We start from the raw sequence: 12,312 nt of genomic DNA, 5'->3' as shown, positions 1-12,312 counted from the left end.
GGGCCGCGGTGGCGGCGGTGGCGGCGGCTCGCGTCAGGCGCCCGCGCCCGCGAACAGCGCGATGGCCGACGCGCTGCGCCGCGCGGGCCTGCTCGACCCGAAGAACGGCCGTCGCTGACACGTACGGGCACATGTACGGGCCCGGACCCGCCGCGCTGTCGCCGGCGGGTCCGGGCTCGTCAGGTGTACGGCCGGTTCCGCGGCCGGCCTGTACCGGCGGGCCGTCAGCGCGGTGGGTACTGGCCGGGTGGCAGCGCCGAGTGGGGCCGTGGGGCCGCTCCCGGGGGTGGCGGGCCGGGTTCGAAGGCGGCCGACGGCAGCCCCGTGCTCATCACGTCCTGGAGTCTCCTGTGTATGTCCGTGGCCGCGTCGCGGACGCTTGCGGGTACGTCACCGCGCTCGGCTATGAGTTGGTGATAGATGGGGGCGTCTTGGAACATGGGTGACCATGCCTTCCGGTCTGCGGTTTCGCTCCGCTGGGCAACGGTGACCGAGTGTAGGCCCCACGCCGGTGACCCTCGCGGGCGGTATGCCCGGGGCCTGTCCGCCGGACGGGGCCTAGCGTTCCGTCACCTTGCCGGCCGCGACCTCCAGGCGGCGGGTCACGTGCACCGCGTCCAGCATGCGGCGGTCATGGGTGACCAGGAGCAGAGTGCCCTGGTAGGAGTCCAGCGCCGACTCCAGCTGCTCGATGGCCGGCAGGTCGAGGTGGTTGGTGGGCTCGTCCAGGACCAGGAGGTTGACGCCCCTGCCCTGGAGGAGGGCGAGGGCGGCCCTGGTGCGCTCGCCCGGGGAGAGCGTCGCGGCGGGGCGCAGGACGTGATCCGCCTTCAGGCCGAACTTGGCGAGCAGCGTGCGGACTTCGACGGGTTCGGTGTCCGGGACCGCCGTACGGAAGGCGTCCATCAGGGTTTCGGGGCCGTGGAACAGGCGGCGGGCCTGGTCGACCTCGCCGACCAGGACGCCCGAGCCCAGGGACGCGTGACCGGCGTCCAGGCCCACCCGGCCCAGCAGGGCGGCCAGCAGCGTCGACTTGCCGGCGCCGTTCGCGCCGGTGACGGCCACCCGGTCCGCCCAGTCGATCTGCAGGGACACCGGGCCGAGCACGAAGTCCCCGCGCCGTACCTCCGCGTCCCGCAGCGTGGCGACGACCGCGCCCGAGCGCGGGGCCGCCGCGATCTCCATGCGCAGCTCCCACTCCTTGCGGGGCTCCTCGACGACCTCCAGCCGCTCGATCATGCGCTGGGTCTGGCGGGCCTTCGCCGCCTGTTTCTCACTGGCCTCGCTGCGGAACTTGCGGCCGATCTTGTCGTTGTCGCTGCCCGCCTTGCGCCGGGCGTTCTTCACTCCCTTGTCCATCCAGGCCTGCTGCATCTGCGCGCGCTCCTGGAGGGCGGTCCGCTTGTCGGCGTACTCCTCGTAGTCCTCGCGGGCGTGCCGGCGGGCCACCTCACGCTCCTCCAGGTAGGCCGCGTACCCGCCGCCGTAGAGGTTGATCTGCCGCTGGGCGAGGTCGAGTTCGAGGACCTTGGTGACGGTGCGGGTGAGGAACTCGCGGTCGTGGCTGACGACGACCGTCCCGGCGCGCAGCCCGGTCACGAACCGTTCCAGTCGCTCCAGGCCGTCCAGGTCCAGGTCGTTGGTCGGCTCGTCGAGCAGGAAGACGTCGTAGCGGGACAGCAGCAGCGAGGCGAGGCCGGCGCGGGCCGCCTGGCCGCCGGAGAGGGAGGTCATGGGCTGGTCGAGGCCGACGGCGAGCCCCAGGGAGTCGGCGACTTCCTCGGCGCGTTCGTCGAGGTCGGCGCCGCCGAGGCCGAGCCACCGCTCCAGGCTCGTCGCGTACGCGTCGTCCGCGCCCGGTGCGCCCTCGACCAGCGCCTGGGTGGCCTCGTCCATCGTCCGCTGGGCCGCCGCCACCCCGGTGCGGCGGGCCAGGAACTCCCGTACGGTCTCGCCCGGCCTCCGTTCCGGCTCCTGGGGCAGGTGTCCGACGGCCGCCGTCGGCGGGGAGAGGGCGAGTTCGCCCTGCTCGGGCGCGTCCAGCCCGGCGAGCATCCTGAGCAGCGTGGACTTACCCGCGCCGTTGGCACCGACCAGCCCGATCACGTCCCCGGGGGCGACGACGAGGTCGAGTCCGTCGAACAGGGCGCGGTCGCCGTGCCCGGCGGCGAGATTCTTGGCAACGAGGGTGGCAGTCATCAGACGGCCGATCCTAACGGCCGGGCCGGGCCGTGCTCAGTGCGCCCTGGCCGCGACCAGCACGTTCCCGGACGCGCGTGCCACCACGAAGGGCTTCCCCCCGTTACCTTCTTCGTGGCACCGAGCTCGGGGCTCCCGGCCTTCTGGCCCGGCATGACTTTTGCCCCCTGTCGACCATGACCCGGGGGGTGGTGTCACCGGGCCGGGAGGCACCGGTCGACCGCTCATAGGGGCACGAGCGCCCGAGACTCCGGCAGGGCTCTGCGTAACGTGGTTGCCGGCAGCTGGTGCCGCGTCGGGGCCGGGGCGGTCTGACCTTGCAAGGAGCGATGTGATCGACACCAGCGACATCGGAGTCTTCCTCGGGCTGGACGTCGGCAAGGGCGAACACCACGCCTGTGGCCTGCGGCCCGACGGAAAGAGTGTGGTCGACAAGCCGCTACCCAACAGCGAGCCCAAGCTCCGCGCGATGCTTCAGAAGCTGACCGCGAAGTACGGCCGGGTCCTGGTCGTGGTGGACCAGCCCGCCTCGATCGGCGCCCTGCCGCTGGCAGTGGCCCGGGATACGGGCTGCCAGGTCGCCTATCTGCCGGGACTCACGATGCGGCGGATCGCCGACCTCTACCCCGGCGAGGGCAAGACCGACGCCCGCGACGCGGCGGTCATCGCGGATGCCGCCCGGACCATGCCCCACACCCTGCGCAGCCTCGAACTCGCCGACGAGACGGTCGCCGAGCTGCACATGAGCGTGGGCTTTGACGACGACCTCGCGGGCGAGGTCACCCGGGTCGTCAACCGGCTGCGGGGCCTGCTCACGCAGGTCCATCCCTCGTTGGAACGCGCCCTGGGCCCGCGCATCCAGCACCCGGCCGTGCTCGGGCTGCTGGAACGCTTCGGCTCCCCGGCCCAGATCCGCAAGGCCGGCCGCCGCCGGCTGGTCACCGTGCTCCGCCCGAAGGCCCTGCGCATGGCCGAGCGCCTGGTCGCGGACATCTTCACCGCCCTGGACGAACAGACCGTAGTGGTGCCCGGCACCGACGCCGCCGCCGTGATCGTGCCCAAACTCGCCGCGAACCTGTCCTCGCTGCTGGACCAGCGCAAACAACTCGCCTCCAGCATCGAGGAACTGCTGGAGGCCCACCCTCTTTCCAAGCTCCTGACGTCGATGCCGGGGATCGGCGTCAGGACCGGAGCCAGGATCCTCATCGACGTCGGCGACGGATCCGCCTTCCCCACCGCCGGACACCTCGCCGCCTACGCCGGGCTCGCCCCCGTGACCCGCAGATCCGGGTCCTCAATCCGCGGCGAGAGCCCGTCCCGCAGAGGCAACAAGCACCTCAAACGTGCCTTCTTCCTGTCCGCGTTCGCCGCCCTGGCCGACCCCGCCTCCCGGGCCTACTACGAACGGAAGAAGGCCGAGGGCAAACGCCACAAGCAGGCCCTGATGTGTCTGGCCCGCCGTCGGGTGGACGTGCTGTTCGCCATGCTCCGCGACGGCACCTTCTTCGCACCCCAACCCGTCCCCCAAACCGCCTGAACTCCAGCGAATCAACCATTCCACCCCTTGAGGAGAGAAGGCAGGGGCCCACAACTCGCTCAACTCGCACGACCGGCGGCTGAAGCGCCGCAACGCTGCCGGAACCGAGTAGTGATCGCACGAGACTGCTCCCGTAGTCTCATTGACGTCACAGGTTTTCCTGCATGCGCAGCGGAGAGACGGACCGCCGGCGGAACCACATGGAACGTCCAGCAGTGCAAACCGAAAGCCAGGGTTGCCGGAATCCAGGGCGGACCGTCAGATTCCGGCAACGCGCACGTTCGATATCCGGGGGGAAGGCGCATTGACCGACACGGACGGGCAGGAAAGGGTACGCACGCTGGTCTTCTGGGCAATCGGTGCACTGCTCACGGTCGTAGGGCTGGGGCTCTTCTTCGTCATCCGCGACAACAGCGCTCGCCTCGGAGCGCTGGAGGACGCAGGCAAGGCATTCCTCAAGGCCCTCGCCTCGGGCGAAGGAAACGATGCTTGCTCCCGTATGACCCGGATCGCGCAGTCCGAACTCGCCGCGGGCCAGGGCGAGGACAGTTGCCCGCAGGCCGTTGAGGCTCTCATCGCCCCCCTGAGCGACGCCGAGCGCAACCGGCTGGCGGTCTCCTACAGGTCCAGATTCTGGGGGAGAGGGGACAGTTTCGGGCACGTCGGTGTCCGCGACAACCCTCTCGACATCACCGAGCTGCTTCTCTCCGAGATCGACGGAAAGTGGCGGGTGGCCGAGATGAAGTAGCCGTTCTCCCACCGACGTCGAACCGCCCGCAAAGGGACCGTCGGCTTGCTGACGACCCCTTTGCCGTACGTGCCACGAAACCCGAGCTCACCAGCCCCGACCGGTTGACGAAACAGATAGGGCCCCCGCACCGCCCTTGCCGTCCAGCGGAATGCGGTGCCGGTCCGGCGGCGCGGGCAGTGTCCCTGGCGAAGACGTCAGCGGCTCCCGCACAGCCGAGGTCGTGGAAGAAGATTCAGGCCACGAACGACGTGCACAGCAGGCGAGCGGCGGCCGGGGCAGCCCCCTGCCCTTGGGCCGCCCGGCTTCACCCGCCGTGGTCGTAAACGGTCACCGCGATGCCCCGTCCCACCAGCCGCTGTTCTATCAGCGGCTCGATCCGGCCCCAGCTGCCTCCGGCCAGGCCGCAGCCTATGCGGGGCATGTGCACGGACGCGCCGAGCTCGACCACCCGGCCGGCGAGCCGGTCCAGGGCCGTGTCGATCGCCTCGTACCGCACGGGGACAGCCCTACTGGTGACCCGCCTTATCCCGTGCTGACCGATCATGTTGGCCACCCACAGGGACGGTTCGACCTGGACGAGTTGGACGGCGCCCAGGCCGAAGTCGTTCTCCGCGCGGTCGCGGTACCAGGCGCGGTAGGCGGCCTCCGGCTCGGGCCAGCGCCGGGAAAGGGCCACGACAAAACCCCTCCCCCAGCCGCCCGCGTCGTTGCAGACGTGGGCGATCACCTTGGCGCCCTCAGCCGACGGCGCAGTGGCGTCGCCCCGGATGTACGTGATCTCCGACATGGCGCCACCGTACGGGCTGCCACTGACAAGGGCCCCGGGCTGCTGCTTCGTGAGTTCGGAGGCGCACCGCAGGTCGGGGCTTTCACAGCGTTGGTGGGACAGTGATACTGCTGCACTTGACTTCCTCCCCCGCCCAAAGGTGGGGGATTCCAGCGGTCGCCCGCTGGGCTTCCTGCTTCACCGACGACCGCCCCGTCCGGGAGGACTCCCGTTGAGGTCTTACACCGTCTCCACAGGCAGACACGGCCAGCCCGGCCGCCAGGATGTTGCGTGCCGCGTTCCCGTCGCGGTCATGCACGGCGCCGCACTCGCACGTCCACCGGCGGACGTTCAGCGGCAGCTTCTCGCGGACCGTGCCGCACGCCCCGCACAGCTTCGAACTGGGGAACCAGCGGTCGATCACGACGAGTTCGCGCCCGTACCAGGCGCACTTGTACTCCAGCATGGACCGGAGTTCCGTCCACGCGGCGTCGGAGATGGCGCGCGCGAGCCTGCCGTTCTTCAGCAGGTTGCGGACGGTGAGGTCCTCGATCACGACCGTTTGGTTCTCACGGACGAGGCGAGTGGTCAGTTTGTGCAGGAAGTCCCGGCGCCGGTCGGCGATCCGCGCGTGGATACGGGCCACGCGGCGACGGGCCTTCTCCCGGTTCGCGGAGCCCTTCGCCTTCCGCGACAGCTCCCGCTGCGCCCTGGCCAGCCGGGCCCGGTCGCGCCGCTCGTGCTTCGGGTTGGCGATCTTCTCCCCGGTGGACAGGGTCACCAGGGACGTGATCCCCGCGTCCAGGCCGACCGCCCCGTCCGTGGCGGGGGCCGGGGTGATGGTGTCCTCGCACAGCAGGGACACGAACCAGCGGCCCGCACTGTCGCGGGAGACGGTCACCGTGGTCGGCTCCGTCCCTTCGGGAAGGGGACGCGACCAGCGGATGTCCAGCGGCTCGGCCATCTTCGCCAGCGTCAGCCCGCCATCACGCCACGTGAAGCCGGAGCGGGTGTACTCAGCCGACTGCCGGGACTTCTTCCGGGACTTGAAGCGGGGGTACTTGGCGCGTTTGGCGAAGAAGTTCGTGAACGCTGTCTGCAGATGCCGAAGCGCCTGCTGGAGCGGGACGGAGGACACCTCGGTCAGGAAGGCCAATTCCTCGGCCTTCTTCCACCGCGTCAGGGCGGCGGACGACTGGACGTAGGAAATGCGGCGCTGCTCGCCGTACCAGGCTGCGGTGCGTTCCTGAAGCGCCTTGTTGTAGACGAGGCGGACGCAGCCGAACGTGCGGGACAGCTCTGCTGCCTGCTCGTCCGTGGGGTAGAAGCGGTACTTGAACGCCCGCTTCACCTGTTGCGCCATACCTCACATTCTATCAGCTCCCGTGTTAGCAGGACGGATTGGGCTGGCGGAGCGCACTCCGCCGCTACGCGGCTCCGCTCCGGGGGTGCGTTTCTCCCCCGCAAGCGGGCGGTACCCCCGCCCCGTCCTGAAGGACGGGGTTTCCACGCAAGGAGTTTCCGATGACGACCGACGCCGACGAGCCGACTCTCACGATCGACGAACTGGCCGCGCGGGCCGGGGTCACGGTGCGCACGGTCCGTTTCTACAGCGGCCGGGGCCTGTTGCCGCCTCCGGTGATCGGTCCGCGCCGGGTGGGGCACTACGGCCCGGAGCACCTGGCGCGCCTGGCGCTGATCGAGGAGATGCAGCTGCAGGGCATGACGCTGGCCGCGATCGAGCGCCATCTGCGACAGCTGCCGCCGGACCTCAGCCCGCACGACCTGGCCGTCCACCGGGCGGTGGTCGCCTCCTGGGCCCCCGAGACGGTGGAGACGCTCACCCGGCCCGAGCTGGAGCGCCGGGCCGGGCGGGCACTGAGCGACGAGGACGTGGAGCGGCTGGCGGCGATGAACGTGGTCGCGGCCGACGGGGACTCCTTCCGTGTCGACTCCGGGCTGCTGCGGCTCGGCGTGCGGCTGCTCGACGTGCCGCTGTCCCAGGAGACGATCCTCGCGGCCCGTACGGCGCTGATCGAGCACGCGCGGGCGGCCGCCCGCGAGCTGTCGGGACTGCTGCGCGAGGCCGTGGCCGAACGTGACACGCGGGACGTGAAGTCGCTGTCCGCGCACATGCACCCCCTGGTGGTGCAGGCCCTGCTCACGACCTTCCAGCGGTCGTTGAGGGAGGAGCTGCGGGAGTGGGTCGACGGGGGCGGGGCGGAGGCGGCCCCGGGGGGCACGACCTCCGCCTGAGCGCCCGGGCCGCACCTCAGCGCGCGTCGGTGAACGTCTCCCCCTTCTCCGCCTTCTCCACCAGCAGGACCGGCGGGGTGAACCGCTCCCCGTAGCGTTCGGCGAGTTCACGCGCGCGGGCCACGAAGCCGGGCAGCCCGCCGTCGTAGCCGTTGACGTACTGCAGCACGCCGCCGGTCCAGCCCGGGAAGCCGATGCCGAGGATGGAGCCGATGTTGGCGTCGGCGACGGAGGTCAGCACGCCCTCCTCCAGGAGCCTGACCGTGTCCAGCGCCTCGGAGAAGAGCATGCGCTCCTGCATGTCCCGGAACGGGATCTCGTACCCGGGTTTGGCGAAGTGCTCGCGCAGCCCCGGCCACAGCCCGGTCCGCTTGCCGTCCTCGCCGTAGTCGTAGAAGCCGGCGCCGCCGCTGCGGCCCGTACGGCCGAACTCGTCGACCATGCGGTCGACGACCGCCTCGGCGGGGTGCGCGGACCAGGTTCCGCCCGCCTCCTCGACGGCCCGCTTGGACTCGTTGCGGATCCTGCGGGGCAGGGTGAGCGTCAGTTCGTCCATCAGGGACAGCACCTTGGCCGGGTAGCCGGCCTGGGCCGCCGCCTGCTCGACGGAGGCCGGCTCGATGCCCTCGCCGACCATCGCCACGCCCTCGTTGATGAAGTGGCCGATCACCCGGGAGGTGAAGAACCCGCGCGAGTCGTTGACGACGATCGGGGTCTTGTTGATCTGCCGGACCAGGTCGAAGGCGCGGGCCAGCGCCTCGTCGCCGGTGCGCTCGCCCTTGATGATCTCGACCAGGGGCATCTTGTCGACGGGCGAGAAGAAGTGCAGCCCGATGAAGTCGGCCTGGCGCTGGACGCCCTCGGCGAGCGCGGTGATGGGCAGGGTGGAGGTGTTGGAGCACAGCAGCGCGTCCGGGGCGACGACCTGCTCGACCTCCTGGAACACCTTGTGCTTGAGGGCCGGGTCCTCGAAGACGGCCTCGATCACCGCGTCGCAGCCGGCTAGGTCGGCGGCCTCGGCGGTGGGCGTGATCCGGGCGAGCAGCTCGTCCGCCTTCTCCTGGCTGGTACGGCCCCTGGCGACGGCCTTGGCGCACAGCTTCTCGGAGTAGCCCTTGCCCTTGACGGCGGCCTCCAGGGACACGTCCTTCAGGACGACCTCCAGCCCCGCGCGGGCGCACGAGTAGGCGATGCCCGCGCCCATCATGCCGGCGCCGAGGACGGCGACCCTGCGGACCTGGCGGGGCTCGATGCCCTTGGGGCGGTTGGCGCCGGAGTTGACGGCCTGGAGGTCGAAGAAGAACGCCTGGATCATGTTCTTCGACGTCTGGCCCGCGGCCAGTTCCACGAAGTAGCGGGCCTCGATGACCTGGGCGGTCTCGAAGTCGACCTGGGCTCCCTCGACGGCGGCGGCCATGATGTTGCGCGGTGCCGGGTAGGGGGCGCCGTTCGTCTGCTTGCGCAGATTGGCGGGGAAGGCGGGCAGGTTGGCGGCGAACTTGGGGTTGGCCGGGGTGCCGCCCGGGATGCGGTAACCGGGCCTGTCCCAGGGCTGCTGGGACTCGGGGTGGGCGTCGATGAAGGCGCGGGCCCTGGCCAGCAGTTCGTCCTGGCCGGCGGCCACCTCGTGGACGAGGCCGTTCTCCTGGGCGCGGCGCGCGTTGTACTGCCGGCCCTGGAGCAGCACCTTCAGCAGGGCGTCGGTGATGCCCAGCAGCCGTACGGTACGGACGACCCCGCCGCCTCCGGGGAGCAGGCCGAGGGTCACCTCGGGGCAGCCGATCTTCGTGCCGGGGGTGTCGAGGGCGATGCGGTGGTGGCAGGCCAGGGCGAGTTCGTAACCGCCGCCCAGGGCCGCGCCGTTGATCGCGGCGACGACCGGCTTGCCCAGGGTCTCCATGCGGCGCATGTTCCGCTTGAGGGCGAGGCCGGCGTCGAAGAGGTCCTGGGCGGTCTCGGGGGTGACCCGGATCAGGTCGCGCAGGTCGCCGCCGGCGAAGAAGGTCTTCTTGGCGGAGGTGAGGATGACGCCGCGGATGGTGTCCTTCTCGGCCTCCAGCCGGTCGACGACGGCGGCGAAGGAGTCGCGGAACGCCTGGTTCATGGTGTTCGCGGACTGGTCGGGGTCGTCGAGGACGAGGGTGACGACGCCGGTGTCGTCCTGTTCCCAGCGGATGGTGGTGCTCTCGGTCATGTCGGGTGTCTCCGTTGAGGTCTGGGGTCCGAAGGTGCCGCTGGGATGGGTCAGACGCGCTCGACGATCGTGGCGATGCCCATGCCGCCGCCCACGCACAGCGTGGCGAGGCCGTAGCGCTTGTCCTGGCGCTCCAGTTCGTCGACGAGGGTGCCGAGGATCATCGCGCCGGTGGCGCCGAGCGGGTGGCCCAGCGCGATGGCGCCGCCGTTGACGTTGACCTTGTCCAGGGACAGGCCCATGTCCTTCACGAAGCGCAGTACGACCGCGGCGAAGGCCTCGTTGATCTCGACGAGGTCGATGTCGTCGATGGTCAGGCCGGCCCTGGCGAGCGCCTTGCGGGTGGCGGGCGCGGGGCCGGTGAGCATGATGGTGGGCTCGGAGCCGGAGACGGCGGCGGAGACGATCCGCGCGCGGGGGGTGAGGCCGTGGCGCTCGCCGACCTCCTGGGAGCCGATGGCGACGAGCGAGGCGCCGTCCACGATGCCGGAGGAGTTGCCCGCGTGGTGGACGTGGTCGATCTTCTCCACCCAGTGGTACTTCTGCAGGGCCACGGCGTCGAAGCCGCCGAGTTCGCCGATGTCCGCGAAGGACGGCTTGAGCTTGGCGAGGGAGTCGGCGGTGGTGCCGGGGCGCAGGTGCTCGTCGCGGTCGAGGACGACCAGCCCGTTGCGGTCCTTCACGGGGACGACGGAGCGGTCGAAGCGGCCCTCCTTCCAGGCGGTGGTCGCGCGCTCCTGGGACAGGGCCGCGTACTCGTCGACGTCCCGGCGGGAGAAGCCCTCGATGGTGGCGATCAGGTCGGCGCCGATGCCCTGGGGCACGAAGTCGACGGCGAGGTTGGTCATCGGGTCGTTGAACCAGGCGCCGCCGTCGGAGGCCATCGGGACCCGGGACATCGACTCGACGCCGCCCGCGAGGACCAGGTCCTCCCAGCCGGAACGCACCTTGGCCGCGGCGAGGTTGACGGCCTCCAGGCCGGAGGCACAGAAGCGGTTCTCCTGCACGCCGGCCACGGTGTCGGGCAGTCCGGCGGCGATCGCGGCGATGCGGGCGATGTCGGAGCCCTGGTCGCCCACGGGTCCGACGACGCCGAGCACGATGTCGTCGACCGCGGCCGGGTCCAGGCCGGGGAAGCGGTCGCGGATCTCGTGGATGAGGCCGACGACCAGGTCGATGGGTTTCGTGCCGTGCAGGGCGCCGGTGGCCTTGCCGCGCCCGCGCGGGGTGCGGATCGCGTCGTACACGTACGCTTCGGTGCTCACTGGCAAGCCTTTCGCTGGGGGTTTTCGTCCTGGAGGAGTGCGGGCAGGGCCCAGTCGCGGGCCACGGCGGCCGTGTCGGCGCCGGGCCGGGCGGGGCCGGTGCGGACGGTGGTGGGGGTGGCGGAGAAGCGGGGTGCGGGGGCCGGCTGGGTGAGGCCGGCGTGGTCGGTGAAGGTGGAGCGGGCGGCCAGGTGCGGGTGGTGCGGGGCCTCGCGCAGCGACAGCACGGGGGCCACGCACGCGTCGGAGCCCTCGAAGACGGCCGTCCACTCGTCCCGGGTACGGGACTTGAAGCGGGCGGCGACCGCCTCGCGCAGTTCACCCCACCGGGTGACATCCGTGCGGGCGTCGGCGTGGTCCTCCAGGCCGAGCAGGGTCAGGAACTCGGCGTAGAACTGCGGTTCGAGCGCGCCGACCGCCATGTACCGGCCGTCGGCGGTCTCGTAGGTGCCGTAGTACGGGCAGCCGCCGTCCAGGAGGTTGGACCCGCGGCGGTCCTGCCAGGCGCCGGCCGCGAGCATGCCGTGGACCATCGCGGACAGGTGGGCGGCGCCGTCGACGATGGCGGCGTCGACGACCTGGCCGGTGCCGGTCGCGCGCGCGTGGTGCAGGGCGGCGAGGACGCCGACGACGAGGTAGAGGGAGCCGCCGGCGTAGTCGCCGAGGAGGTTGACGGGGACGGCCGGGGGCCCGTCCGGGTCGCCGATCATGCCGAGGGTGCCGGTGACGGCGATGTAGGCGATGTCGTGCCCCGCGCGCGGGGCGAGCGGACCGTCCTGGCCCCAGCCGGTCATCCGGCCGTAGACGAGGCGGGGGTTGCGGGCGTGGCACGCCTCGGGGCCGACGCCGAGGCGCTCGGCGACGCCGGGCCGGTAGCCCTCGACGAGGATGTCGGCGCGCTCGGCGAGGTCGAGGACGCGGGCGGGGCCGTCCGGGGACTTCAGGTCGACGACCACGGAGCGCTTGTTGCGGTTGGTGAGGTCGCGGGCGGGGTCGATGCCGAGTGCGGCGCCGCCGGGGCGGTCCACCCGGACGACGTCGGCGCCCAGGTCGGCCAGCAGCATGGCGGCGAACGGGCCGGGGCCGATGCCGGCCAGTTCGACCACGCGCACGCCGGTGAGGGGGCCGTGCCGCCCCGCCTCCTGAGCCGTTGCCATCCAGCCCCCTTGCTGTGACACAACTGATGTAACACCGATGATGTTAAGAACACGTTCCAGCGGAAACAAGCCCTGAGCGAGCAAGCGCTTAGCCATGTCCTGCCAAGTCCGTACCCGGTGGCCGCGCGCCGGTACCCCTCGTCGTCGGGCTCCGCACTCCTCACGCTAGCCTCGGCCACCGACAGCG

The 12,312-nt window shown here is 71.3% G+C and carries 9 protein-coding genes; 3 read left to right on the top strand and 6 right to left on the bottom strand.

The features are described 5' to 3' along the window. Window positions 1-558: 558 nt before the first annotated feature. Window positions 559-2,199 (bottom strand): ABC-F family ATP-binding cassette domain-containing protein, encoded by a 1,641-nt coding sequence (locus tag DEP02_RS25130; protein WP_112469967.1) that lies wholly within the window; start codon window positions 2,197-2,199, stop codon window positions 559-561. 331 nt (window positions 2,200-2,530) lie between these two features. Here DEP02_RS25130 and DEP02_RS25125 point away from each other — a divergent pair, with 331 nt between their 5' ends. Together DEP02_RS25125 and DEP02_RS25120 are read left to right on the top strand one after the other, a co-directional pair. Continuing rightward, complete coding sequence (locus DEP02_RS25125) at window positions 2,531-3,736, top strand: IS110 family RNA-guided transposase (RefSeq protein ID WP_112469966.1); 1,206 nt, start codon at window positions 2,531-2,533, stop codon at window positions 3,734-3,736. 304 nt (window positions 3,737-4,040) lie between these two features. After that, a complete protein-coding gene (locus DEP02_RS25120; protein ID WP_112469965.1) occupies window positions 4,041-4,484 on the top strand; it encodes a hypothetical protein in 444 nt (147 codons plus the stop codon). A 307-nt stretch (window positions 4,485-4,791) separates the two neighbouring features. Here the strand turns inward: DEP02_RS25120 and DEP02_RS25110 are convergent, their stop codons facing one another. Together DEP02_RS25110 and DEP02_RS25105 are read right to left on the bottom strand one after the other, a co-directional pair. After that, window positions 4,792-5,274, bottom strand: coding sequence for a macro domain-containing protein (locus DEP02_RS25110; protein WP_112469963.1), 483 nt, complete (start codon window positions 5,272-5,274; stop codon window positions 4,792-4,794). A gap of 82 nt (window positions 5,275-5,356) precedes the next feature. Next, window positions 5,357-6,616, bottom strand: coding sequence for an RNA-guided endonuclease InsQ/TnpB family protein (locus DEP02_RS25105; RefSeq protein ID WP_112469962.1), 1,260 nt, complete (start codon window positions 6,614-6,616; stop codon window positions 5,357-5,359). 161 nt (window positions 6,617-6,777) lie between these two features. Here DEP02_RS25105 and DEP02_RS25100 point away from each other — a divergent pair, with 161 nt between their 5' ends. After that, a complete protein-coding gene (locus DEP02_RS25100; protein WP_112469961.1) occupies window positions 6,778-7,509 on the top strand; it encodes a MerR family transcriptional regulator in 732 nt (243 codons plus the stop codon). Between the two features lie 16 nt (window positions 7,510-7,525). On the opposite strand, the gene DEP02_RS25095 is transcribed toward DEP02_RS25100, so the two are convergent. From DEP02_RS25095 to DEP02_RS25085, 3 genes are read right to left on the bottom strand one after another with little or no spacing between them, the layout of a single operon-like run. Continuing rightward, entirely contained in the window at window positions 7,526-9,703 is a 2,178-nt protein-coding gene (locus DEP02_RS25095; RefSeq protein ID WP_112469960.1) for a 3-hydroxyacyl-CoA dehydrogenase NAD-binding domain-containing protein, read from the bottom strand. A gap of 50 nt (window positions 9,704-9,753) precedes the next feature. Continuing rightward, on the bottom strand, window positions 9,754-10,968 hold the full coding sequence (locus DEP02_RS25090; protein WP_112469959.1) for an acetyl-CoA C-acetyltransferase: 1,215 nt from the start codon (window positions 10,966-10,968) through the stop codon (window positions 9,754-9,756). Beyond that, a complete protein-coding gene (locus tag DEP02_RS25085) occupies window positions 10,965-12,125 on the bottom strand; it encodes a CaiB/BaiF CoA transferase family protein (RefSeq protein ID WP_112469958.1) in 1,161 nt (386 codons plus the stop codon). The genes DEP02_RS25090 and DEP02_RS25085 overlap by 4 nt, the downstream gene beginning before the upstream one ends. Window positions 12,126-12,312: the final 187 nt, after the last annotated feature.

Source organism: Streptomyces triticisoli (assembly GCF_003270085.1).
Taxonomy (GTDB): domain Bacteria; phylum Actinomycetota; class Actinomycetes; order Streptomycetales; family Streptomycetaceae; genus Streptomyces; species Streptomyces triticisoli.
Note: the sequence above shows the minus strand (reverse complement) of the source record. Positions and strands in the feature narration are given on the sequence as shown.

What these genes read in the sequence shown, in the direction of transcription:
- DEP02_RS25105 (WP_112469962.1), bottom strand. Translation starts at nt 6,616, where the DNA reads ATGGCGCAACAGGTGAAGCGGGCGTTCAAGTACCGCTTCTACCCCACG.
- DEP02_RS25095 (WP_112469960.1), bottom strand. Translation starts at nt 9,703, where the DNA reads ATGACCGAGAGCACCACCATCCGCTGGGAACAGGACGACACCGGCGTC.
- DEP02_RS25130 (WP_112469967.1), bottom strand. Translation starts at nt 2,199, where the DNA reads ATGACTGCCACCCTCGTTGCCAAGAATCTCGCCGCCGGGCACGGCGAC.
- DEP02_RS25100 (WP_112469961.1), top strand. Translation starts at nt 6,778, where the DNA reads ATGACGACCGACGCCGACGAGCCGACTCTCACGATCGACGAACTGGCC.
- DEP02_RS25085 (WP_112469958.1), bottom strand. Translation starts at nt 12,125, where the DNA reads ATGGCAACGGCTCAGGAGGCGGGGCGGCACGGCCCCCTCACCGGCGTG.
- DEP02_RS25110 (WP_112469963.1), bottom strand. Translation starts at nt 5,274, where the DNA reads ATGTCGGAGATCACGTACATCCGGGGCGACGCCACTGCGCCGTCGGCT.